This window comes from Polaromonas sp., assembly GCF_016185115.1.
Classification (GTDB): Bacteria; Pseudomonadota; Gammaproteobacteria; order Burkholderiales; family Burkholderiaceae_C; genus Polaromonas.
The window spans coordinates 658,784-680,964 of sequence record NZ_JACPOF010000004.1 but is presented as its reverse complement, the minus strand read 5'-3'; the positions used below and the strand labels follow the sequence as shown (position 1 = coordinate 680,964).

The following is a 22,181-nucleotide window of genomic DNA, read 5'->3' as shown; positions in this document are numbered from 1 at the left end:
TCTCATGGCTCAAGGCAGTGCTGGCTTTCGGTATCGGGTCTTCTCGCATTTACTTCACCACCACCCACTTGTTCTTGACGACTTCGGTAGCGCCCAGCAGCTTGTTGCCCTGGTGGTCTTTGGGGGTGAAGGTCTCGGGGTAGATCACGTCAAAGCCGCCCATTTTTGAAGGCGCTGCGCCTTTGAGGGTGTCCCACTTGCCGATCAGGCCCTTCCAGGTGAGGTCGTTGCCGGCTGCCTGTATCGCCTGTGCCAGCACAAAGGTCGAGCCGTAGCCCACGATGTCAAACAGGTTGGGGCGGCCTTGCGGCGGGGTGCCATAGGTGGTTTTCCAGAGGGCTTCGAAATCTTCCATCGGTTTGGCATTCTGGCCGGGGTAGTAGGGCGCGTTGTAGTAACCGCGAATGCCGTCGGCATTGCCGATGATGGGGATGATGGCGTTGTTCACAGCCGAGCCATCCAGTACCCAGCGAACATTCATCAGGCCGACCTGCGGCGCCTGCTTGATCGCAAAACCGGCCTCGGTGAAGCTGCCCAGCACCACGACGGCATCAACCTTGTTTCGCGAGAGGTTCACGAGCTGGGCGGTGAAGTCCTTGGCGTTCTGGTCAAAGGTTTCCAGGGTCAGCGCCACGCCCTGCTTTTCAAGCAGGGGCTTCAGCACGGCCAGATTGGCCTGGGGATAGGCATAGCTGCCGACAAGCACGCCGACGCGCTGGGGTTTCTTCTCGCCGGCACGGGCCAGTTGCGCGACCAGAGCACCGGCAGTCACTTCGGTGCTGGCAACGGCACCGTGGAAGACGTTGGCAGCAAACGGTTCACGAATCACCGGGGTGGAGCCAAACAGGTTGTATGTCGGTACGCCTGCGCTGCGCACATAGTCTGCGGCCGCAGCAGCGCCGGTCGAACCGGATGCAAGAACGAGTGCAAAAACCTTGTCCTGCTCAACCAGCTTTTTGGCGGCGGCCACGCTCTCCGCAGGGGAGAAGGCGTGTTCGAACACGAGCTTGAGCTTGCGGCCGTTGATGCCGCCGCGTTTGTTGATGGTGTCCACAGCCATCTGCATGCCGTCGCGCGATGGCGCACCGATAAAAGCCGTGCTGCCGGTCAGGGGACCGAGCGCACCTATGGTGATTTCCTGCGCGGTCACGCCTTGCTGGGCGAATGCAGGGCTTGCAACTCCCGCAAGCAGCAGGGCCGATGAGGCCAGCAGGGTCTTGAGAAATTTCAGTTTCATGGTGATCTCCAGTTAGTCCGGTTAGGTAAGGGTCATCGGGTCAAGGCGTTATTGCAAAAAATACGGGAAATGCATCAATCACACGCGGGCGTGAGCCTGAATAAATACTAACCCCGGCCCCTCTGAAAACGCTCTTTTTACGGGTATTCAATTGGAAGTATTCGCTCTGCGAATTTTGGCTATGCCAGGTCCGGAAGGGCTTCAAATAATTGCCTCGGCGCGTTTCAGGCTGTTGTGCATGGATTGCTCCAGCATGTAATTGCGGCGTGCTTCGCGGTCGCCCACAATGCGGGCCATCTCGCTTTCGGCCTGGGATTGCCGGTTTTCGGCGCTGGTTTCAAGCGCTTTCTTGTTCTTGATGGTCTGGGTTTGCACAAACTCGTTCATGATGGTGCGCCGCTGGCGGTCGTAAAGATCCAGCAATGCATCCGCGTTGCCGCCCTGCTGGAAGATCTGCAGCAGCTTGTCCGTGAGGTTCCAGACGTCGTGGATGCCGGAGTTCATGCCCAGGCCACCCAGAGGATTGTTCAGGTGTGCCGCATCGCCGGCCAGCAGAACCCGGTTAACCCTGAAGGTGGTGGCCACGCGCTGGTGAACCCGGTAAATCGTGCGGTGTTTTGTCTTGACTTCCTCGCCATGCCCGATGAGCCCCTGGAATATGGCGTTCTTTTTCTCATCTGAGAGCAGGTACTCGTCGCTCTGGCTTTCCGCGGCGGGCACCAGCACGCGCCACAAGGTGGGAACGCGCAGCAGCACGCACCATTCCGTCGGGTCGGCGACGTAGCTGACATAAGGCAGCTTGTCGAAGTGCTTTTCCAGTGGCCATTCCGTAGAAAGAGTCAGGAATTTTTCCGGGTAGGTGAAGCCTTCAAACTTCACGCCCAGCCATTTGCGCACCAGCGAGCTGGCCCCATCGGCGGCAATCAGGTAGTCGCCGGTGAAGTGTGCAATCTCGAACGGGTTTTCGGCATGCACGGTCACGCCCTTATCGTCCTGGGAGAAATGCACCACCCGGTGGGAATACAGAACAGTGGCATTGGGGTGGTCGGCCAGTCTTTTGTAAAGCAGGCGGGCCAGCTTGAACTGCTCGCACTGCAGGCGGTAGGGATGTTTGAGGACGTCGGCCACTTCCGTCAGGTCCAGGGTCAGGGCCTTGCCGGTCTGGCGGTTCAGGTACTGGTAAACCGGGGCTTTGAGCCCCTGGGCCAGCAGGTCATCGAGAACGCCCAGCTCTTCCATCATTTCCAGGGTACTGGCGTGGAAGGTGGAAGCGCGCATGTCCTCCTTGACGCCTGGCTCGCTTTCCAGCAGCAGCACCTTGATGCCGCGTTCGGCCAGCCGGTAGGCTGCGACGCTACCAACGGGGCCGGCTCCGGCAATGATGACCTGATAGTGTTCCATGCGTGATGAATCTTTCTGTGGTTTTGTCTGTGTTGATGGGCGCTGGCCGGACGTTAAACGCTTGTCCTGGCCATGGCCACCGGCAAACGCGGCATTGTTCGCACTGCGAGAGCAATCAGGCTGGTGGGCTGTCAAACCGGGAAATATTCATCCTTCGAACATTTTCATAATTCGCCTTGCCAATGAAGTGACCGACGTCTCATCATGGCTGCCAGCGAAAGGAAACTTATGACTGATACATTGGGCTGGCGCACGAAATTTGCAGTGATTGCGCCATCCACCAACACCAGCGTGCAGCCCGAATACGACAGCATGCGGCCCATGGGCGTGACCAACCATTTCTGCCGTATCGCCATTCCCGATACAAAAGTGGCAGACGATGACTCCTTTATGGTCATGCTCCACAACATACGCAACGCCACCCTGGATGCCGTGGATGTCTCCATGACCATGTCGCCGGGCTGCCTGATCATGGGCATGTCGGCGGAGACGTTCTGGGATGGTGCTGACGGCGCTGACCGCCTGCATAAAAAAATGCTGGAGCGCACGGGCGGCGTGCCTGTCGTCATGGGGTCGACTGCAGTTGACGCGGCGCTCAAGGCTTATGGCGGTATCAAAAAGATAGGCATCCTCACGCCCTACATGCCTGTGGGTGACGCGCAGGTTCAAAAGTTTTTTGAAGACCTGGGTTATGAAGTCACGCAGATCAAGGGCCTCAAATCGCCTTCGCCGATGCTGATTGCGCATGAAACGCCGCGCACTCTTAAACGTGCAGTTGAAGAGTTGAGCGAGGGCGCCGACGCCATCGTCCAGTGCGGCACCAATCTCGCTTTTGCCCGTGTTGCCGGTATCGCCGAGTTCTGGCTTGAAAAGCCCGTCATCGCCATCAACACCGCGACTTACTGGCATGCCCTGCGCAGCATGGGCATCAACGACAAGCTTGAAAACTTTGGATCACTCTTTCTGGAACACTGAACACCATGGATTACAACTACATTCCCATCTCCCAGCGCCAGCCATTGAGGTTTCCCGGCGGTGCCCAGCTGGCGCTGATCCTGACATTCAACCTTGAAACCTGGGACCTGACCAAGCCCACCACCAAGCCCTACTATGCTGGCGGCCCGGCCATACTGCCTGACATCCTGCCGGGTGACACGGCTGACTTTCCCAACTTCAGCTGGCGCGAATACGGCCAGCGTGTCGGCATCTGGCGCCTGATAGAGCTGTTTGATGAACTGGGTGTGGCTGCGTCGTGCACCACCAATGCCGTGACCTTTGAGCGCCGCAAGGCCATGACAGATGCCGTGCTTGAACGCGGCTGGGAATTGCTGTGCCATAACTGGGAGCAGGGCGAACTGCTGTCTGACTTTGCCAAAGACCCGCTCAAGGAGCGCGACATCGTGCTGCGATCACTGGAGCAGTTCGAAAAGTTCACCGGGCGCAAGTCAAAAGGCTGGCTGTCATCCAGCCTGCGCGGCACAACCCAGACTGCGGACATCCTGGCAGAGTACGGTTGCACCTTTTACTGCGACATCATGAACGATGACCAGCCCTACCTGCTGAAGACGCCGCACGGCCCCATCGTTTCAACGCCGTATTCAAACGAGATCAACGACTTTACCTTCATCACCCGCAAGAACTACACGACAGATGAGTTCCGTGATGCGCTGATAGAGGAGTTTGATGTGCTGCATGCAGAAGGCGCCAAAAGCGGACGCCTGATGAATGTGGGTCTGCACCCGCACGTGTCCGGCCGTGCACACCGTATTCGCGCGCTGCGCGAGTTCATCGAACATGTAAAGGGCACCAAAGGCGTCTGGTGGCCCAAGCGTGAAGAGCTGGCTGCGTGGTATCTCGAAAATCATGAAAGCCACATGCCTGGCCAGTTGAAATAACGGGAACCAGCGGAGGCGGGCCACGCCTCGCCTGCAGCAGTGTGCTGTTAGTCAGCTTCGGCGAAAGCTTCCGGCTGCAATTCCGGTTCGGGGCTTTCTTCCTCAATCAATTCGGCATGCGGGTCAAAGTCGGGGTCGCTGACGGCCATCCCGATCTTTCGGGCCGTTTCCTTGAGGTCGTCCATGTAGCGCGCCACTGCCTCAGTGGGTGCCATCGCAGACGAGAAAAAGATCAGCGTCAACGCGCCTGCAATATGGCCGTTTTCAAACACCGGCACGGCAATCGAAGATGTCTTGCCAGGGTTGGCATTGTTCCGGTTCCGGTCAATGGTTGCATAACCGTTTTCACGTATGACGGTACGAAGGCTGCCCGACTCGAACAGTTTCAGCATGGGCGACTCGTCGCCCAGGGTCTTGATACCGTTGAGGATGCTTGTGCGCTCCTCGTCATCGCAGTAGGCCAGGTACACGTGCCCTGATGAGCATCCCAGAATGGGCAGGGTGTAGCCGGGGTAGTAATTATTGAACGTCAGCGAGGTCAGCAGGTGAGTGGAGTCCCTGACCATCATGGTCTGGCCCGCACGCGTCGTCAGTGACATGGGCCAGCCGATTTTTTTCGTCATGGCAACGATAGGCGAGTGCGAATGCTCCACCAGCTTGCCGCTGTCGCGAAAGCCCAGTGACAGCGACTGTGTCAGCGCGGTAGCCCGGTAACGTTTGCGGTGAGGCTCGCATTCGACCAGTCCCTCATGCACCAGCGTCTGGATGATGCGAAAGGCGGTGGGGTAGGGGATATCGGCGTTGCGTGAGATTTCCTGCAGGGTCAGCGAACCCGCGCGGTTGATGGCCTGCAGCACGGCAATGCTGCGGCAGATGGATCGTATGGGAGCACTTCTCTCCATGATGAAAACCTTTTAGAGTGCGGCTTACGGGGCAATTGCTGCCCAAGGATAATTCAATGATCCGCAGGTCGGGCGACCCGGAAAGCAGTGTTTACCACTACAAGCAAATCCCGCGCCAATAGCCGTCCGGGCAAGCCTGATGCCGCATTCCTCCAGCCTGACCTGGATCTTGTCGCCATTTGTTATGGGCCATGAAGAAACTTTGATCACTGGTTTAATTGTTGACACGCCCCAATCCATCAACACTATGATGTTTGCTGAACTTCAAGAGAAACCCCCAAACCATGTTTGATAGGCTCAAGAAAGTCCTGGGCAGTCCCGGTAAACCCGAAACGCAGCCTTTGGTTCAGCCGGCTGGCCAACTGGAGCCGGTTGCAGAATGGGCTGGCGGATTGGGGTTTACCTATGAAGGTTTTGGCGAGGGCAGGGGTTTCGCGCTGAGCGGCAGGGTCTCTGGCAAACCCTTCAAGCTTGAGCGCGGCAAGTCCTCGCGCGATTACATCCGCGGCGAAGAACTCCGGGCGCGCGGCGAGCTCAAGGTCAATGACGACGCATCCGTTCTCATCATGAACCGGCCACTCAAGGAAGCACTTGAGAAAAAGGCTTATGAGATGTACACCGACACCCTGCAGACCACAGCTGACCCCAGCCTGCCCGAAGAGATGCGCTGGCTCGCCATGTACCCCGAAGCCGGGTGGGACGGTATGCCTGAGGGGTTTTGGGATCGGTATTCGGTGCTGGCCGACCAGAAAGAGCAGGCCCAGCAACTTGTGACCGCCAAGGTGGCAGAACTGCTGATGTCCTGGCCAAAGCCCGCACCGGCTGACGAGGTACCTTTCATTCTCATGATCCTGCGGGGCAAATCCTATTTGCGCATGCAGTACACACCGGCTGATCTGCCCACCCTTCAACACGCAATGCTGGTCTTTACAACGGCCAGCGAAGCTGCGGTTGCCGGCTTGAGCGCAGACATCACGATCTGATGCCTCAAACATCCAGGATTCTCACTGGGTGAGATTTTTGATTGACAGGGTTTGATCGGGCGGCGACAGTGGTGACATTGATTCATCACCAGAGCGCCATCCATGGAACTGCAAGCCTCACTCCAAAGTCTTCACATCACCTCGCCTGACCCCGCGCAGGCGGCACGCTTTTACAGCGGCACCTATGGGATGACACAAATCCCGGCGGGCGACGGCTTTATTTGCCGTGGTCCTGCCCGCACCCTGCAACTGTCGAAAGGCGAGGCCAGCCGCCTCAAATACGCACACTACGGCCTGCAGACTGATGCGGCATGGAAAGCCTTCACTCAAAGAGTAAAGGGCCTTGAGCACCACCCTGTGCCCGAAGCCATGTCGGCCTGCAAGGATGCGATTGCCCTGAAGGACCCGGACGGCAACATCATGGTATTCACGCCACCAGTGCCGGTGAAAGTTGAGGGTGCTTCGGCAGCCCTGCCGCCGGCCACGCTGCAGCATTTCGGCATGCGCACGACCAACCTGCCGGCCATGCTGGCTTTCTACACAGAGCAATTGGGCTTTGTGTTGTCCGATGCGGTGAAGGACCCTGAAGGCGTGTTGCGCGCCTGCTTCCTGCGGACCGATGCGCTGCACCACTCGCTGGCGCTGTTTTTCGCGCCTGTCAGCTGCTTTGACCACCAGTCTTTCGAAGCGCCGGACTGGCAGAGCATGCGGGTCTGGGGTGACCACATGGCGGCCATCAAGGTGCCCATCGTCTGGGGCATTGGCCGCCACGGCCCCGGCAATGATGTGTTCTTCATGGTGCGTGACCCGGACGGCAACCTGGCGGAAATTTCAGCAGAAATCGAGCACTGCGAGCCGGGCCGCCCTGCAGGCCAGTGGGCGCATGAAGAGCGCACGCTCAACCTCTGGGGCATGGCTTTCCTGCGCAGCTGAAACGGACAGCAACATGCCCGGCACCAACCGCGCCCTCAGCATCCTGGGTCTGTTCTCGCAGGACAGGCCCGTCATCACGCCAGAATGGCTGATCAGGGAACTGGCCGTGTCACGCGCCAGCGTGTATCGCGACCTTGGCGAACTGGCTGCCGCCGGCTTGATAGAGCGCGTGGCTGACCGGGGTTATGTGCTGGGCCCCAAGGTCGTTGAACTGGACAGGCAGATCCGCCTGGCCGATCCGCTGATCCAGGCCGCCGGGGAGTTGCTGGACCGGCTTGCCGGCGAGACCGGCGGCGCTATTTTGCTTTGCCGTTTTCACGGCCACAAGGTCATGTGCATACAGCAGGTCAATGGTCATAACCCTGCACTGTCGGTGAGTTATGAACGCGGCCGAGCCATGCCGCTGTACCGTGGTGCGACTTCCAAAATCATTCTGGCCTGCCTGCCTCAAGCCCAGCTCAAGCAGCTCTGGACGGCCGAGCGCAAGACGCTGATTGCCGCAGGTTTGCCCGACGACTTTGCGCAGCTTGTGAAGGTGCTTCGCAGCATTCGTGATGTGGGCTATTACGTCACCGAAGGCGAGGTAGACCCCGATGCCATGGGCTTTGCCGTGCCGCTGCGCGACGGTGAGAATCTGCTCGGCAGCCTGAGTGTGGTCATGCCGGTGGCATTGATGACTGATACCCTTCGCAAGAGCACCTTGAGCCGCCTGCAGAGCGCTGCCGGCCGCATCGAAGGCCGCCTGCAGGACCAGCGCGAGAAAGCCCGCGCGATGAAGAAAACGGAGACCACATGAACGCCCCCCTGTCCGCCGAATCACTGCTCAAGATCGCTGGCGGGAATCATTTCCCGGTCGTGATCATTGGCGCCGGGCCTACCGGCCTCATGCTCGCCAACCTGCTGGGTGTGCATGGCATCCAGACACTGGTGATAGAACGCAGCACCAATACCGTGGGCGAGCCGCGTGCCGTCACGATTGATGACGAAAGCCTGCGCACCGTCCAGGCGACGGGGCTGATCAACGCCGTGCTGCCCAGTGTCGTGCAGGGTTATGGGGTGCACTACTACTCGTGGCGCAACAGGGAGTTTGCGCGCATAGAGCCCAGCTCGATGGAAAACGGCTTTCCCAAACGCAACGCCTTTCGCCAGCAGGTACTGGTCGGGCAGTTGCGTGATGGCCTGCAGCGCTTTGGCCATACCGGCATCTGGTTCGGCCACGAGCTGGTGGGCTTTCGTGATGAAGGACTGGCGGGTGACGCCGTACATCTGGAACTTCGCCATGGCGAAGAGACAAAACATATCAGCTGCCAGTGGCTGATTGCATGCGACGGCGGCAGAAGCCCGGTGCGCGAGCAACTGGGCATCAAGCTCACCGGCAGTACCTATGACGAGAAGTGGCTCATTGTCGACCTGCTCAACCGCAGTACGGCATTTCGCCACACCCGCACTTACTGCGACCCCGTGCGCCCGGCGATCCGCCTGCCGGGGCCCGAGGGCACGCTGCGTTATGAGTTCATGCTGCATGAGGGTGAAGACCCTGAAAAAATCATTGAAGAAGATGTGGTGCGCAGCCTCATCCGTGCGCGCGAGCCGGCAGACGCGCAACTCGCGATTGCGCGCAAGGTGGTCTACGCCTTCCATGCGCGGGTGGCGGAACGCTGGCGGGTTGGCAGGGTGTTTCTGGCCGGCGATGCAGCCCACCTGACGCCGCCATTTGCAGGGCAGGGCATGAACAGCGGCGTGCGCGACGCTGCCAACCTGGCGTGGAAGCTGGCTGCAGTGGTCAGGGGACAGATGCCCGAATCACTGCTCGATACGTATGAGCCGGAGCGTAAACCGCACGCATGGTCACTGATACAGATGGCCGTGCGCATAGGCCAGTTCATGCAGCCCAAATCAACGCTGGCCGCCATGCTGACCCAGGGCGCGCTCAGGGTTGCCAGTATCTACAAGCCTGTTCGTGACTACGTACTGCAGCTTAAATTCAAGCCCAAGCCGCGCTTTTTCGAAGGCTTCTTCGTGGCTGGCGAGGCCCGGGATGCCGCTGTGCCTGCCGGCCAGTTGTTGCCCCAGCCCATGATCGAGTTGCCGGGCGGCGCGCATGCGCTGCTTGACGACGTGCTGGGCGACGGCTTTGCCCTGCTGACCCTTGCGGGCAGCACGGGTGCTGGCTTGCTGGATAAGTTCCGTGCGGCGGGTCTTGCCTGCAAACACGTGGCAGTGGTTGCCAAAAGCGATGACTTCCTGAGGCAGCCCGGTGATGTGGCGGTACCTGACATGGTTGTACAGGACTTCACAGGCACGCTTGAGAACATACTGCGCAGTGCAGGGGCCGATGCGGTGCTGCTGAGGCCAGACCGCTACGTGCTGGCTTATGCCGACGCAGCCACCCACAGTCATGCCCGCATACAGCGCCTGCTCGCGCAATACGCCAGCACCACCTCAACCCTTGTCTCCTGAACCTCAATCGACAACGACAAAAGAAAGATCTCATGAAAGTTATCAGCTTCCTGCACCAGAACAAACCCGGCTGGGGCGTTGTCAACGGCGATGCCGTGAACCCCGCTACCAGCGGCGAATACCCCACGCTGCTCAGCGCATTGCAGGCCGGCAAACTGGATGAAGCCGCTTCAGGAACAACAGGCGCAGCCATCAGGCTGGCCGACATCACCTTCCTGCCCGTCATTCCAGAACCCGGAAAGATCTTCTGCGTCGGCCACAACTACGAAGAGCACCGCGTTGAAACCGGACGCGACCCGACCAAATTCCCGCTGCTCTTCCTGCGCGTAGGCGAGTCGCAGGCAGGTCACCAGCAGCCTATCCTCATGCCTGCAGAGTCCACCCAGCTTGATTACGAAGGGGAGATTGCAGTCATCATCGGCAAGGCAGGGCGCCGCATCGCTGAAGCCGACGCATGGAATTACGTTGCTGGCTATAGCGCCTACAACGACGGCTCGGTGCGCGACTGGCAAAAGCACACGCTGCAGTTCACCGCTGGGAAGAACTTCACCGGTACCGGCGCTTTCGGTCCCTGGATGGTGACGCGCGACGAGATTGCAGATGGCGAAGAGTTGACGCTGGAAACGCGCCTGAACGGACAGGTCATGCAAAAGACCACCACGGCCTCCATGATCTTCAGCATTCCGGTACTGATTGAATACATCTCGGCCTTCACCTCGCTGCAGCCGGGAGATGTCATCGTGACAGGGACGCCGGGCGGCGTGGGCGCCAAGCGCGTACCGCCGGTGTGGATGAAACCCGGTGACACCGTGGAGATCGAAGTCGGCAAGGTTGGCATACTGGTAAATTCCATAGCTCCTGATTCCACAAAGTTTTAAAACATGACAACCAACAATGAACAAGGCCTGCTGGCCGCAGAAGAAGCCCGCCGTCAGGCCATGCTTGACAACGACATTGGCAAGCTGGAAAGCATGCTGGCCGATGGCCTGGCGTACGTGCATTCCACAGGCGGTATGGACAGCAAGCAGAGCTACCTCAAGAAACTCTCCAGCGGTGACCTCCGCTACGAGACGGTTGAATTCGTGTCGCCCTCGGCCCGTGTAATTGGTACGGTCGGTCTCGTGAGTGCCGCGATGCGCGCGACCGTGACCGGCAGGGATGGCAGCAACCGCCGGAGCGTGTTCAACACTTATCTGGCGGTGTGGGAGCATGGTCCTTCCGGCTGGGTGCTGCAGATGCTGCAGGGCACGCCCGCTGCAGCTCCCGCGGCATGAGCACCGTCATCGCTCCGGATGCCGAACTGGTACGCAAGCTCGCACTTGCCAACCGCATCCTGTATGCGCGCGGCGTGGTCGATGGTTTTGGCCACATCAGCGTGCGCCACAACAGCACGCCCGATGTGTTTTTGCTGTCGCGCAGCCGCGCGCCTGCGCTGGTCGACGCCAGCGACATTGGTTGCTACAACCTTGACGGCGAGCCGCTCACGCCGGTAGACGGCAACCCCTATCTTGAGCGCTTCATCCACAGCGAAATCTACCGCGCAAGGCCTGAAGTCGTCGCAGTGGTGCATAGCCACTCACCCAGTGTGATTCCCTTTGGCATCACAGGCCAGCGCCTTCGGCCGGTGTTTCACATGTCGGGTTTTCTGGGCAGCGGCTCTGCGCATTTCGAGATTCGCGACACCGCCGGTGAAAGCGACCTGCTTATACGCAGCCCTGAACTTGGCAAGGCCCTGGCGGCCGCCATGGGTAATTGCGCTTGCGTATTAATGCGTGGCCATGGCAGCACGGTGGCTGGCGGCTCCATCGAGCAGGCGGTGTACCGGGCGGTTTACGCCGAGCTGAATGCCAAACTGCAGGCAGAAGGCATGAAGCTCGGGGAAGTGCAGTACCTGACTGAAGCCGAAGGTGCACTGGCCGCTGCTGCCAACGATTCACAGATAGGCCGCGCCTGGGCCTTGTGGGAGCGGGAGTTGGGCCTGGCCAAAGGCTGAAGCCCCGGGAAATCTCCCGGCTTTTTCCTGTGGCGTACTTCCGGGTGTACACCCCGTGAAGGGCCTTGGTATCCTTCAGTCTTGCCGTTAGCTGGCAGGTCAGATGATGGCGTCGAGGAATCCATTGGTCCTGCGCCATGCCAGGGCTGAGCTGGCTTTATCGAAGCTCGCACGCTCATCGCAATTGAAACCGTGGCCGGCGGGGTAGAGGTGGTTGACCACTGTGCCGAATCGCTCCGTTACGGCGCCAGCGACCTCTTTGGGAATGGAGGCGTCCAGCTCGCCGAAGTGCGTCAGCATGGGTCTGTTGGGCGCATGGTCAAGCAGTGCGCCTATCTGACCGCCATAGTAGGCAATGGCGCCTGCAACCGGCAAACGACCCGCAGCCAGCCAGGCCAGCGAGCCGCCCCAGCAAAAACCCAGCACAGCGACGGCGCCAAACGGTGCCGAATGCTTCACGGCAGCAGCAACATCGTGCATTGCGACATCAAGGGACATGCCACCCATCAATGTCTTGCCCTGCTCAATGCCGGTTTTGTCATAAGGCAGCGACACTTTTTTTTGCAGGCGGTCAAACATGGCTGGCGCGATCGCGGCGTAACCCAGCGCGGCCAGTTGCCTTGCGACGTGCTGTATATGTGGGTTGACCCCAAAAATCTCCTGCAGTACGACGACGCTGCCTTTGGGGGCGGTGGGCACGACCTGGAAGGCATCCAGCGTGTGTCCATCATCAGTTGCCAGCGTGATCCAGCCTTCTGCAGGATATGCCGGAGTGTTGCGGGTGTACGGTGTGGCAGGCATCAATACAGCTCCCGGCTCACATCGCCGTCCTGACCTTCGCGGATCTGCCTGTGCAGCTCTGCACCGTCCGAATAGGCTGTCTCGCCACGAATCAGGCTGTGTTCGTCAAAGTAAAGCCATAAGGTCATGGCAAAAAACAGCGGCTTGCCGTAAGTCATGGTGCCGAAGAACATCCCTTTGGGACTGCCTTTGAACCAGCCGCGGCCTACGGCTACATCGTCGGTAAAAACCCATTGTTTGGCGTGAAAGCCCTGGCCGGTGAAGGTGACCAGCCGGTCGCGGTAAAACTCGCGCACATTTTCATAGCCCCAGACCTCGGCGCCGGTGGTCTGGAAGATCTGGAAGGGGTTGTCTTTTGACACCGTCTTCATGGTGGCGTCCAGGTCACCACCCCATTCGGCAACCGCGTGGTCGCAGAACATCTGGTAGTTGGCACGGGCCTTGTCGGAGTCGAAGATGTCGAGTTTTGCCGTGAAATTGAAGTCTTTGGTCGTAGCCATTTTTTTCCTTTGGGAGAGTTGTTGAAATTGAAAAATCGGAAAGTGTGGTCATGCGCCGCCGGCGACATCCAGTGTGGCGCCCGTCACATACGACGCTTCGTTCGAGAGCAGCCATGCAATGGCCTGTGCCACTTCGGCCGGTGTGCCCATGCGGCCCAGAGGCACGGTTTTGACCAGCGCGTCAAGCGTGTGTTCTGGCCGCTGGGCATGTATCTCGGTATCGATAAAGCCGGGGCGCACGCCATTGACGCGTATGCCCCGGGGTGCGAGCTCTTTCGCCAGCCCTATGGTCATGGTGTCCAGTGCGCCTTTGGTCGCCGCGTAGTGCACCCAGGTATGCGGCGCACCAAGGCAGGCTGCGCGCGACGAGACGTTCACGATGGCGCCGCCCGCCGTCATGTATTTGCAGGCTTCACGCACACACAGGAAAGCCCCCGAAACGTTGACCGCAAAAAGCCGCGCCAGCTGCTCGGCACTCACGCCTGACACGGCCGACAGCCCGCCGTTCATGCCGGCGTTGTTGACCAGCCCGCCCAGGCTGCCCCAGTGAGCCATGCTCTTGTCGAAAGCGTTGCAGATATCCGCTTCAATGCCGACATCAGCCTGCAACGCCAGTGCGCGGCCACCAGCTGCTTCAATGGTGTTGACGACGTTTTGCGCATCACCGCTGCGGTCCCGGTACAACAGTGACACGGGATGGCCACGTGAAGCCGCGAGCAGCGCGGTCGCGGCGCCTATGCCGCGTCCTGCGCCGGTGATGAGAATGGCGGGTCTTGAAGTGTTCATGGATGTATTGCAGGCAGCCCGGCCCGGCCCGCGACATGCGGGACCATGCCGGGCATGTTTTTTTAGTTGGCGCTGGCGCCGGTGCGTTTGACGAGTGCGCCGTAGTAACCGGCATCCCGTTCAACCAGGGTGGCCAGCTCGGCCTGCGTGCTGCTGCTGGCGAGCAGCCCCGCCGCGCGGAACTTCTCCATCACCTCAGGCTGCCTGAGGATGGCTGCAACACTGCGCTGTATACGCTCGGTGACGGCTGTGGGCGTGCCTTTGGGTGCGAACAGGGCGACCCAGGTTTTGCCGTTGATGCCATCCGGTCCGCCGGATTCACGGATAGTGGGCACCGCGGGAAGAATGGGTGATCGAACGCTGTCGGCCACGGCTATAAACCTGAGTTTGTCAGCCTTGTAGAGCGCTCCCGCCGAGCCGATGCTGGCCAGTCCCCACGTCACGTCGGCCGCCGCAATGGAGGTGTACAGCTGTGAGGCCTCCTTGAATGCGACATGGACCATTTTTGTGCCGGTGGCCGCTTCCAGTTGCGCGCCGCCCAGGTGGCCGATTGAGCCGACTGCAAACGAACCGTAAGAGACCTTGTCGGGGTTGGCGGCGGCCTGCGCTATCAACTCCTTCATGCTCTGGATTTTGCTTTGGGAACTGACCGCCACAAAAAACGCGGTCGTGAAAATCGTGCTGACCGGTAAGAAGTCCGCCTTGGGATCATAGGAAAGATTTTTAAACATGGAGGGGTTGACCGACATGTGGCCGACATCGGCCAGCAGCAGCTCATGACCCGTGGGGGCGGCTGCTTTGGCGGCTGTCGCCGCAATGATGCCGCTGGCCCCGGTGCGGTTGTCGATGATGACCGCCTGCTTCCACTGTTTTGCAAGCTCGTCCGCCACGATGCGCATCGCAGTGTCAGGCCCGCTGCCGGGCGAGAAGGGCGCAATGATGCGTACGGTCTGCGTCGGGAAGGTCGCTGGCGGTGGCGCTGCTGCCGTCAGCGGTGCCTGTGCATGGGCGGATGCCAGGCAGAAGGATGCGAAAAAAGCTGCGGCAATCAGCGCGCGGCTACGGGGCTTGAACATGTTGTCTCCATTTTTTTGATGCAGGCGATGGTGCTGGCCTGCATCGTATGGAGTGCCCAACTATGCGTCAATCAGGTTTGATTCATACGCCAAATGACATTTGTGCATACCGTGGTAAACCTATTCATACAGCGCCTGATGCACGATCTGCCTCAGGAACTTGTTGGCGCCGTCGTCCTTGAAGCGCCTGTGCCAGTGCTGCTTCAGGTCCAGAACGGGCGGCTTGTGCGGCACATTGACCACTTTTACGGCGGCGATGTTTTTCAGCGCGGTGACGAGCTCCTCAGGCACAAATGCCATCCAGTCCGTGGCCACCGCGAGCGTGGCCAGTGCCATGACGTAGGGCGTTTCGAGCGCGATGATCTGGGGCTGCCCGGCGACGGTAAACCGATGGTCCAGCCACTGGCTGATGGCCACCGTCGCTGTGCACCGGATCAGCGGTGTCTGGAAGAACTGCCTGTCCGTCATGCTGGCCCCTATGTACGGGTGGTTCCTGCGCACGATGGCAACGTAGCTGCGCCTGAACAGCAGCTGCTGGTAGATGCCGGTTTTCAGTTCCGGGTAATGGCCAATCGCCAGATCGACGCGCCCGGACTCCAGCGCCCCGGAGATATCTGCGCGCGGAATTTCAAGCGGTGTCAGTGAAGCATGCGGCGCGCTTTTCTGCAGCATCCTGATGACTTTAGGCGCCAGCAGAAACGCACCCACCTCATTGACACACAATTTGAAAGTGCGCGTTGTCGTTGCCGGGTCAAATTGTGCGGCCGACATGATTTCGTTGCGCACGATGGCCATGGATCGCTGAAGTGGCTCGGACAGGCCGATGACCAGCGGCGTGGGCTGCATGGTGGTGCCAGTCCGCACAAACAGCGGGTCATTGAATTTGCCGCGCAGGCGTGTCAGTGCATGGCTGAGCGCTGACTGGCTGATGCCCAGCCTGTCAGCCGCCCTGGTGATGGTTTTCTGTTCAAGAATGGCCTCGAAGATCAGAAGAAAGTCGAGGCGGTCAAGTCCGGTGGCTTTGTTCATGGCCGGATTGTGAGGCAAAAGAGCCCGCAGCTAGTCCAGCAACTGCATCATCGAAAACGCTTTGCCACAGCAGACACTGCTGCTTTCCTATTCGGCCTGTATGCGGGCGTCGGCCACCACCTTTTTCCAGCGGGCAATGTCGCTGGCAATCAGGTCACGCAATTCGGCTGGGGTACCTGTTTGTACGATGAGCCCCTGCTCGGCAAGTTTGCTGCGCACGTCACCCTCCTGCATGACCTCGACAAAATCCCTGTGCAGGCGCTCTGCAAGGGCGGGGGCAACACCGGCGGGTGCCATGACCGCGTACCAGGCATCAACGGCCTCCAGCACCGTCAGGCCCTGTTCGCGGAACGTGGGGACATCGGGGAGCAACGTGGACCGGGTGGCGCCGGTCAGGCCCAGCATGCGCAGCTTGCCGGCCCGCACCTGCGGCAACACTGAATGGAAAGAGGCAAACATCATCTGCACCTGGCCGCCCAGAAGGTCGGTCAGCGCTCCTGAAATACCCTTGTACGGCACATGCACCACATCGATGCCGACGCTGGACTTCATGAGTTCCATGCCCAGGTGGTGCGGCGTGCCGTTGCCGGGTGAGCCGTAATTCAGTTTGCCGGCAGGCTGGCTCTTGACCCAGGCGACCAGTGACTTGACGTCTTTCGCAGGTACATCGCTGTTGACGACGAGTGCAAAGTTTGCCGATGCCAGTCTGGTGATGGGCGTGAAATCTGCGATGGGGTTGTAGGGCAGCGACTTGTACAGCGCCGGCGTCATGGTGAAGGTATTGATGGCCATGAGCAGCGTCAGGCCGTCGGGCGCAGCCTTGGCGACACGGTCTGCACCCAGGTTGCCGCTGGCACCGGCGCGGTTCTCGACGACAACGGCCTGCTTCCAGCGGTCGGCCAGGCGCGGGCCGATGATGCGTGAGATGGTGTCGCTGCCGCTGCCAGGGGTAAACGGCACGACCAGCATCACCGGGCGCGAAGGGAAGTTGCTGGCAGACGTCTGGGCAAAAACTGTTGGGGTCAATGCGGGGGCGCTGAAGGCCAGGCTGGCTGCCAGTGCCTGGCGTCTTGTAATTTTGCTCATGGCCTTGTCTCCGTCAATGACTTGTCCTGTTGATTCACGCTGCCTTGCGTTGCTGCTCTTTGGCGGGTCTCGCGCAAGCCATGGCAAGCACGGCATGGGCATCTGCACTCCTGGCACCGCGCCAGGCCACATGGTGGTCGGGTCTGACCAGCACGCAGTCGGCACCGTAGAGTTTGCGTGCATCGGCGTTATCGCAGTAGAGGGTTTCCATTGGCATGCCGAGCGCGGCGGCTTCTTTTTCCCAGTTTGCAGCGTCAAGCGCTGCTGAGGCCTTGTCCTGGCTGGTGAAGCACAGCAAGGTGTAGTCGCGGCCAAACAGGTCGAAGATGGACTGATCGCCCAGCCAGATATGCGGTGCACGCGAGCCGGGCCGCGCAGTGGGTATGTAAGTGTTGGGCTGGTCAGGCGTCTGCGCCTCGGCCTCTGCCGCCACGATGGGGCTGCCTTCGTAACGCAGGCCCAGTTGCAGGCCGGGAATGTTGAACTCGTTGCGGACATGCTGGTATAGCGCTGCGCCCATTTTTTCACGCAGCTGTTCCGCTTCCGGCGTGTTGTCATCGACATTGGGCGGCACCTTGATGCCGCCTATGCTGTCGGCCATGGAGCGGGCAAATGCGGTGTTGCGATGGCCAATCGGCTTGCGTTCGGCCTGATACGAGTCGAGCAGGCCTTCGCCGCCCCAGCCCTGTACCACGGCGGCCAGCTTCCAGCCCAGATTGACAGCGTCATCGACGCTGGTGTTGTAACCCATGCCGCCTGTGGGCGTGAACAGATGGGCCGCATCGCCGGCGATGAAGGCGCGGTCTTTGGAGAAAGCATCAGCCACCAGCGTGAAGCCGGCATTCCACGGCTCGACGGCGATGAGCTCATAGTCGAACTTTGCGCCTATGGCCTTGAACATGGCGGTTTCATAGTCCACCGACTCGCGCGTCTCGCCTGGCTGCATTTGCAGGCAAAAAAGGAATTTGTCCACGCCGTCGATGGCAATCAACAGGCCGCGCTGGACCGCATTGACTGCCCAGTATTGCCACGCTCGCTTCTTGCCGAGCACATCATAGAGGGAGCTCGATGTGAAGAAAACAGACAGCATCTGGCCGCCGAAAAATTCGCGCACCTCTTCGCTCTGGCCGCTGTAGCGTATGCCGCAGCTCTTGCGCACCATGCTGCGAGGGCCGTCGCAACCCACGACATAGCGGGCGCGCAAGGTCATCTCTTCGTTGTTGACGGTGTGGTGCGCCGCAATGGTCACTCCCGTGGCATCCATGTCTATCGTGCCGGCCTGCCAGCCCAGCATGAGCTTGACGGACTTGTGTTGCAGCGCCTGCTCGCGCAGTATGGGTTCGATGAACATCTGCTGGCTGCGGTGCGGCAGTTCGGGTGTCGGCCAGGACTCTTCGCCGTAATCACCAAACGATGTGCGGTTCAGTGCTTCCTTGCGCGAGGGAATCGCAAACCGGGTCAGTTCCCGGCCCGAAAGCGTGGTGCAGTAGACAACGTCTTGCGGGTGATCGGGTTCCAGACCCAGCGCGCGGATTTTTTTCGAGAAGCCCCGTCGCCGGTAATGCTCCATGGTGCGCGACGAGGTGGCGTTGGCCTTGGGGAAATCCGGCGCTGCCACATCTTCTTCAAGCACCACGCAGTCAATGCCGCGGCAGCCCAGTTCAATGGCCAGCATCAGCCCTGCGGGGCCTCCGCCGATGATGGCAACGTCGGTTGTTTTCATGATTCGTTTCTTTCCTGGTTCTCTGGTCGCGCTGCGTTCAGTCCACACTGGCGCCGGTGCGCTTGACGAGCGCGGCGTTGGACACGGTGTCGGTATCTATGACTTTGGCAAGGTCTGCGGGCGTGGACAAAAACGGCGTGAAGCCAAAACCGGCCAGTTTTTCGACCACGTCAGGCTGCTTCAGTGCGTCGTTGATGGCGCGGTTGAGTGTTGTGACCACGGCTGGCGGTGTGCCTTTGGGCGCGACGAGAGAAACCCAGCTGTTGGCAGACAGGGGGCGTGGGCCGCCGGCCTGGTCAAAGGTAGGGATATCGGGCAGGGTGGCGTTACGGGCGGTGTCTGCAATGGCAATAAAGCGCAGCTTGCCAGCACGCAGCAGCGGGCCGGCGCTGGCGATGCTGCCCAGCGCCCAGTCGACTTCACCGGTGGACACTGCGGCGTAGAGCTGCGAGATTTCCTTGTACGGCACATGCACCATCTTTGTGTTGGTGGCCGCCTCGATCTGTGCTGCGCCCAGGTGCAGGGGGCTGCCGATGGAGTTGGAGCCGTAGGTCACCCTGCCCGGCACGGCGGCCGCGGCGATCAGGTCCTTCACGTTCTTGATTGGGCTGTTGGCGCCCACGGCAATAAAAAAGGAAGCCCTGTAGACACCGCTCACAGGCACAAAGTCGGCCTTGGGGTCATACGGCAGCTTTTTGAACAGCGAGGGGTTGATGGTGAGGTGGCCGATATCGGCCAGAAACAGGTCGTAGCCTGTGGGCGCGGCGGCCTTGACAGCATTGGCAGCCAGGAAACCATTAGCGCCCGGACGTGGATCGATCACGATGGGCTGCTTCAGGCTGGCGGCAAGCTTGTCACCAACGATGCGGGCCACGGCGTCAGGGCCGCTGCCTGCGGGGAAGGGCGAAATGATGCGTATGGGTTGCGCGGGAAAGGTCTGCGCCAGCGAAGGGCCGGCGATCAGGGCAAGGCTCATGCCTGCGGCGGCCGTCAGGGCGGCAAATGTCTGTTTCATGCTTGTCTCCAGATTGTTGTGATGCCCGGCTGCGGTCTGCCGGACTGGCGTACTGTAGTTTGAAGCGGAAAAAACCAAAAGAGTGCAAAATCATTATTTCGATACCCAACAGGCATCACATGAAGTTGCATCATTTGCGTAACCTTGTCGCCGTGGCCGACGCCAACAGCATCCGTGGCGCAGCGCGTGCACAGGGCCTGGCCCAGCCGGCCATCACCCGCGGCCTGCGCGACCTTGAGAAAGAACTCGGCGTGCCGCTGCTGGAGCGGCATGGCAAGGGTGTGTCGCTCAATGCCTACGGCCAGTCTTTTGTGGTGCGTGCCCGGTCGATATTGCACGACGTCGAGCGGGGCAGGCAGGAAATCGAGCAGCTCAAGGGCAAGGGAGAAGGAAGGGTCAGCGCCGGCCTGTCCGGCGCCGTGTTCCTGTCCTTGGTGCCGCAGGTGTATGACAGTTTCCGCAAGGAATACCCCGATGCCCGGCTGAGCCTGACCGAGGGCCTGTTCCCGGCGATGGAGCCGCAACTCAAGGATGGCAGCCTGGATTTTTATGTCGGCCCACGACCCGTTGGCGATATTGACCGCTTCTACACCGCTGAACTGCTGTTCCACAACCCGCGTGTGGTGGTGGCCCGCAAGGGGCACCCGCTGGGCAAGGCGCGCAGCCTGCGCGAGCTGACTGGCGCGGAGTGGATCATGACGGGCGTACGCCAGCCGGTGGATGTGGAGTTTGTGGAGCAGTTCGCCGTCCATGGCCTGCCTGCACCCCGGTCCGTCACCGAAACGCTGACCACCCTGCCTATCGTGGCGCTGCTGACCTCTACCGATGCCCTGGCTTTTTTGCCGCCGCAATGGACCAGCAATGCGCTGTTCAGGGATTCGCTTCAACAGATTCCTGTAGAGGAAGAACTGCAGGGGCCGGACATTGTGCTGATCAGGCGCAGCGCCATGCCCCTCACGCCCATGGCCGAAAAGCTGGCGACCCTGTTTGAGCGGGCGTCCGGAACGCCGTTCAAAAGCCCCAGAATCAGGGCCGCGACGACAGAAGAGGCTGTTCAGGAAAACTGATCGCTATTGAATTGATAGCTGCTCACGCGCGTATCTATTGGTCTACAGCCGATTTAATGCCTGAAAATGAGTGTTTTTGGCCATTTTCAGGGTTTTGGGACGCCGTTTTGGCTTGTTTTCAGGCTGTAGATCAATTTTTTAACATACACATTAAAAATTTGCCGTATACATTAAATTTTGGCGGTGGCCCTCAGTTGCCGCTCTTTTGGGCAAAGTCCCAGGCCATCTTTGCCAGCAAGGGCGCGCCTGCGGCCGATGCAACGGCCTGCGGGCTCGATGCCGTGCCGGCTTCAACCCGCTTGGCAATGCCCTGCAGGATGGCCGCGATGCGAAACAGGTTGTAGGCCAGGTAAAAGTCCCAGTCGGGCTTGAGCGCTTCCGGCGTCGTCAGTCCGGTGCGTTCGCAGTACAGGCGTATGTATTCGGCTTCGCTCGGTATCCCCAGGCTGGCCAGGTCCAGCCCGCCTATGCCTCGGAAGGAGCCCGGCGGGATATGCCAGGCCATGCAGTGGTAGCTGAAATCGGCCAGCGGGTGGCCCAGCGTTGACAACTCCCAGTCCAGCACCGCCAGCACGCGTGGCTCCGTGGGGTGGAACATCAGGTTGTCGAGGCGGTAGTCGCCATGCACGATGGAGACCATGCTTTCATCGCGTGCGCTGGCCGGCATATTGGCGGGTAGCCAGGCCATGAGCTGATCCATCTCGGGAATCGGTTTGGTGATGGAGGCGACGTACTGCTTGCTCCAGCGGCCAATCTGGCGCTCAAAGTAATTGCCGGGCTTGCCGTAGTCGGCAAGGCCTCGCTCGGCGAATTTGACCTTGTGCAGGGCCGAGATGACGCGGTTCATCTCGTTGTAGATCCCGCCGCGCTGGGTATTGCTCAGGCCGGGCAGGGACTGGTCCCAGAGCACGCGGCCAGCGACAAACTCCATCACGTAGAAGGCGCGGCCAATGATGGCTTCATCCTCGCACAGGCAGTACATCTGCGCCACAGGCACATCAGTGCCGTACAGGCCCTTCATGACCTCGAATTCGCGGTCAACCGCATGCGCTGATGGCAGCAGTTTGGCGGCGGGCCCGGGCTTGGCACGCATCACATAAGACTTGCCTGGCGTGAGGAGCTTGTAGGTGGGGTTGGACTGCCCGCCGTTGAACATCTCGACCGTCAGCGGGCCCGCAAAACCAGGCAGGTTGGTTTCAAGGTAGCGGGTGAGGGCTGCCGTGTCGAAGAGGTGCTGGCCTGACACTGCACGGGTACCGGCGAAATGGTCAAAGTTGCTCATGTGTCTGTGCTT

The 22,181-nt window shown here is 60.2% G+C and carries 22 protein-coding genes; 10 read left to right on the top strand and 12 right to left on the bottom strand.

What is annotated here, in order from left to right:
- Positions 1–49 precede the first annotated feature (49 nt).
- Both HYX42_RS03940 and HYX42_RS03935 read right to left on the bottom strand, forming a co-directional pair.
- The gene (locus HYX42_RS03940) at positions 50–1,237 is read right to left on the bottom strand and encodes an ABC transporter substrate-binding protein (protein WP_293399830.1); all 1,188 of its coding nucleotides are present in this window, start codon (positions 1,235–1,237) and stop codon (positions 50–52) included.
- A 201-nt stretch (positions 1,238–1,438) separates the two neighbouring features.
- The gene (locus HYX42_RS03935) at positions 1,439–2,638 is read right to left on the bottom strand and encodes an FAD-dependent monooxygenase (protein ID WP_293399827.1); all 1,200 of its coding nucleotides are present in this window, start codon (positions 2,636–2,638) and stop codon (positions 1,439–1,441) included.
- Positions 2,639–2,866: 228 nt separating this feature from the next.
- On the opposite strand from HYX42_RS03935, the gene HYX42_RS03930 reads away from it, so the two are divergent.
- Complete coding sequence (locus tag HYX42_RS03930; protein ID WP_293399824.1) at positions 2,867–3,613, top strand: hypothetical protein; 747 nt, start codon at positions 2,867–2,869, stop codon at positions 3,611–3,613.
- Positions 3,614–3,618: 5 nt separating this feature from the next.
- Entirely contained in the window at positions 3,619–4,533 is a 915-nt protein-coding gene (locus HYX42_RS03925; RefSeq protein WP_293399821.1) for a hypothetical protein, read from the top strand.
- A gap of 47 nt (positions 4,534–4,580) precedes the next feature.
- Here the strand turns inward: HYX42_RS03925 and HYX42_RS03920 are convergent, their stop codons facing one another.
- A complete protein-coding gene (locus HYX42_RS03920) occupies positions 4,581–5,435 on the bottom strand; it encodes a helix-turn-helix domain-containing protein (RefSeq protein ID WP_293399818.1) in 855 nt (284 codons plus the stop codon).
- 284 nt (positions 5,436–5,719) lie between these two features.
- On the opposite strand from HYX42_RS03920, the gene HYX42_RS03915 reads away from it, so the two are divergent.
- The 7 genes from HYX42_RS03915 (at position 5,720) to HYX42_RS03885 (ending at position 11,804) form a co-directional block, all read left to right on the top strand.
- Positions 5,720–6,418 (top strand): hypothetical protein, encoded by a 699-nt coding sequence (locus HYX42_RS03915; protein WP_293399815.1) that lies wholly within the window; start codon positions 5,720–5,722, stop codon positions 6,416–6,418.
- A 102-nt stretch (positions 6,419–6,520) separates the two neighbouring features.
- Entirely contained in the window at positions 6,521–7,351 is an 831-nt protein-coding gene (locus tag HYX42_RS03910) for a VOC family protein (protein WP_293399812.1), read from the top strand.
- 13 nt (positions 7,352–7,364) lie between these two features.
- Positions 7,365–8,147, top strand: coding sequence for an IclR family transcriptional regulator (locus HYX42_RS03905; RefSeq protein ID WP_293399809.1), 783 nt, complete (start codon positions 7,365–7,367; stop codon positions 8,145–8,147).
- A complete protein-coding gene (locus tag HYX42_RS03900; protein ID WP_293399807.1) occupies positions 8,144–9,811 on the top strand; it encodes a bifunctional 3-(3-hydroxy-phenyl)propionate/3-hydroxycinnamic acid hydroxylase in 1,668 nt (555 codons plus the stop codon). Before HYX42_RS03905 ends, HYX42_RS03900 begins: the two co-directional genes overlap by 4 nt.
- Before the next feature lie 32 nt (positions 9,812–9,843).
- On the top strand, positions 9,844–10,689 hold the full coding sequence (locus HYX42_RS03895) for a fumarylacetoacetate hydrolase family protein (RefSeq protein WP_293399804.1): 846 nt from the start codon (positions 9,844–9,846) through the stop codon (positions 10,687–10,689).
- Between the two features lie 3 nt (positions 10,690–10,692).
- Entirely contained in the window at positions 10,693–11,085 is a 393-nt protein-coding gene (locus HYX42_RS03890; RefSeq protein ID WP_293399801.1) for a nuclear transport factor 2 family protein, read from the top strand.
- Entirely contained in the window at positions 11,082–11,804 is a 723-nt protein-coding gene (locus tag HYX42_RS03885) for a class II aldolase/adducin family protein (RefSeq protein ID WP_293399799.1), read from the top strand. Before HYX42_RS03890 ends, HYX42_RS03885 begins: the two co-directional genes overlap by 4 nt.
- 99 nt (positions 11,805–11,903) lie before the next feature.
- On the opposite strand, the gene HYX42_RS03880 is transcribed toward HYX42_RS03885, so the two are convergent.
- The 8 genes from HYX42_RS03880 to HYX42_RS03845 form a co-directional block, all read right to left on the bottom strand.
- The gene (locus HYX42_RS03880) at positions 11,904–12,605 is read right to left on the bottom strand and encodes a dienelactone hydrolase family protein (protein ID WP_293399796.1); all 702 of its coding nucleotides are present in this window, start codon (positions 12,603–12,605) and stop codon (positions 11,904–11,906) included.
- The gene (locus HYX42_RS03875; RefSeq protein ID WP_293399793.1) at positions 12,605–13,105 is read right to left on the bottom strand and encodes a hypothetical protein; all 501 of its coding nucleotides are present in this window, start codon (positions 13,103–13,105) and stop codon (positions 12,605–12,607) included. Before HYX42_RS03875 ends, HYX42_RS03880 begins: the two co-directional genes overlap by 1 nt.
- Positions 13,106–13,153: 48 nt before the next feature.
- Positions 13,154–13,891 (bottom strand): SDR family oxidoreductase, encoded by a 738-nt coding sequence (locus HYX42_RS03870; protein ID WP_293399790.1) that lies wholly within the window; start codon positions 13,889–13,891, stop codon positions 13,154–13,156.
- A gap of 62 nt (positions 13,892–13,953) precedes the next feature.
- On the bottom strand, positions 13,954–14,967 hold the full coding sequence (locus HYX42_RS03865; protein ID WP_293399788.1) for a tripartite tricarboxylate transporter substrate binding protein: 1,014 nt from the start codon (positions 14,965–14,967) through the stop codon (positions 13,954–13,956).
- Positions 14,968–15,087: 120 nt separating this feature from the next.
- Entirely contained in the window at positions 15,088–15,996 is a 909-nt protein-coding gene (locus HYX42_RS03860) for a LysR family transcriptional regulator (protein WP_293399785.1), read from the bottom strand.
- 87 nt (positions 15,997–16,083) lie between these two features.
- A complete protein-coding gene (locus HYX42_RS03855; RefSeq protein ID WP_293399782.1) occupies positions 16,084–17,082 on the bottom strand; it encodes a tripartite tricarboxylate transporter substrate binding protein in 999 nt (332 codons plus the stop codon).
- A gap of 34 nt (positions 17,083–17,116) precedes the next feature.
- Positions 17,117–18,805 (bottom strand): FAD-dependent oxidoreductase, encoded by a 1,689-nt coding sequence (locus HYX42_RS03850; RefSeq protein ID WP_293399779.1) that lies wholly within the window; start codon positions 18,803–18,805, stop codon positions 17,117–17,119.
- Between the two features lie 37 nt (positions 18,806–18,842).
- On the bottom strand, positions 18,843–19,820 hold the full coding sequence (locus HYX42_RS03845) for a tripartite tricarboxylate transporter substrate binding protein (protein ID WP_293399776.1): 978 nt from the start codon (positions 19,818–19,820) through the stop codon (positions 18,843–18,845).
- Positions 19,821–19,939: 119 nt separating this feature from the next.
- Here HYX42_RS03845 and HYX42_RS03840 point away from each other — a divergent pair, with 119 nt between their 5' ends.
- On the top strand, positions 19,940–20,887 hold the full coding sequence (locus HYX42_RS03840) for a LysR substrate-binding domain-containing protein (protein ID WP_293399773.1): 948 nt from the start codon (positions 19,940–19,942) through the stop codon (positions 20,885–20,887).
- 190 nt (positions 20,888–21,077) lie between these two features.
- On the opposite strand, the gene HYX42_RS03835 is transcribed toward HYX42_RS03840, so the two are convergent.
- Positions 21,078–22,169 carry a phosphotransferase gene (locus HYX42_RS03835; protein WP_293399771.1) on the bottom strand — a complete coding sequence of 364 codons (1,092 nt, stop codon included), beginning with the start codon at positions 22,167–22,169 and terminating at the stop codon, positions 21,078–21,080.
- Between the last annotated feature and the right edge of the window lie 12 nt (positions 22,170–22,181).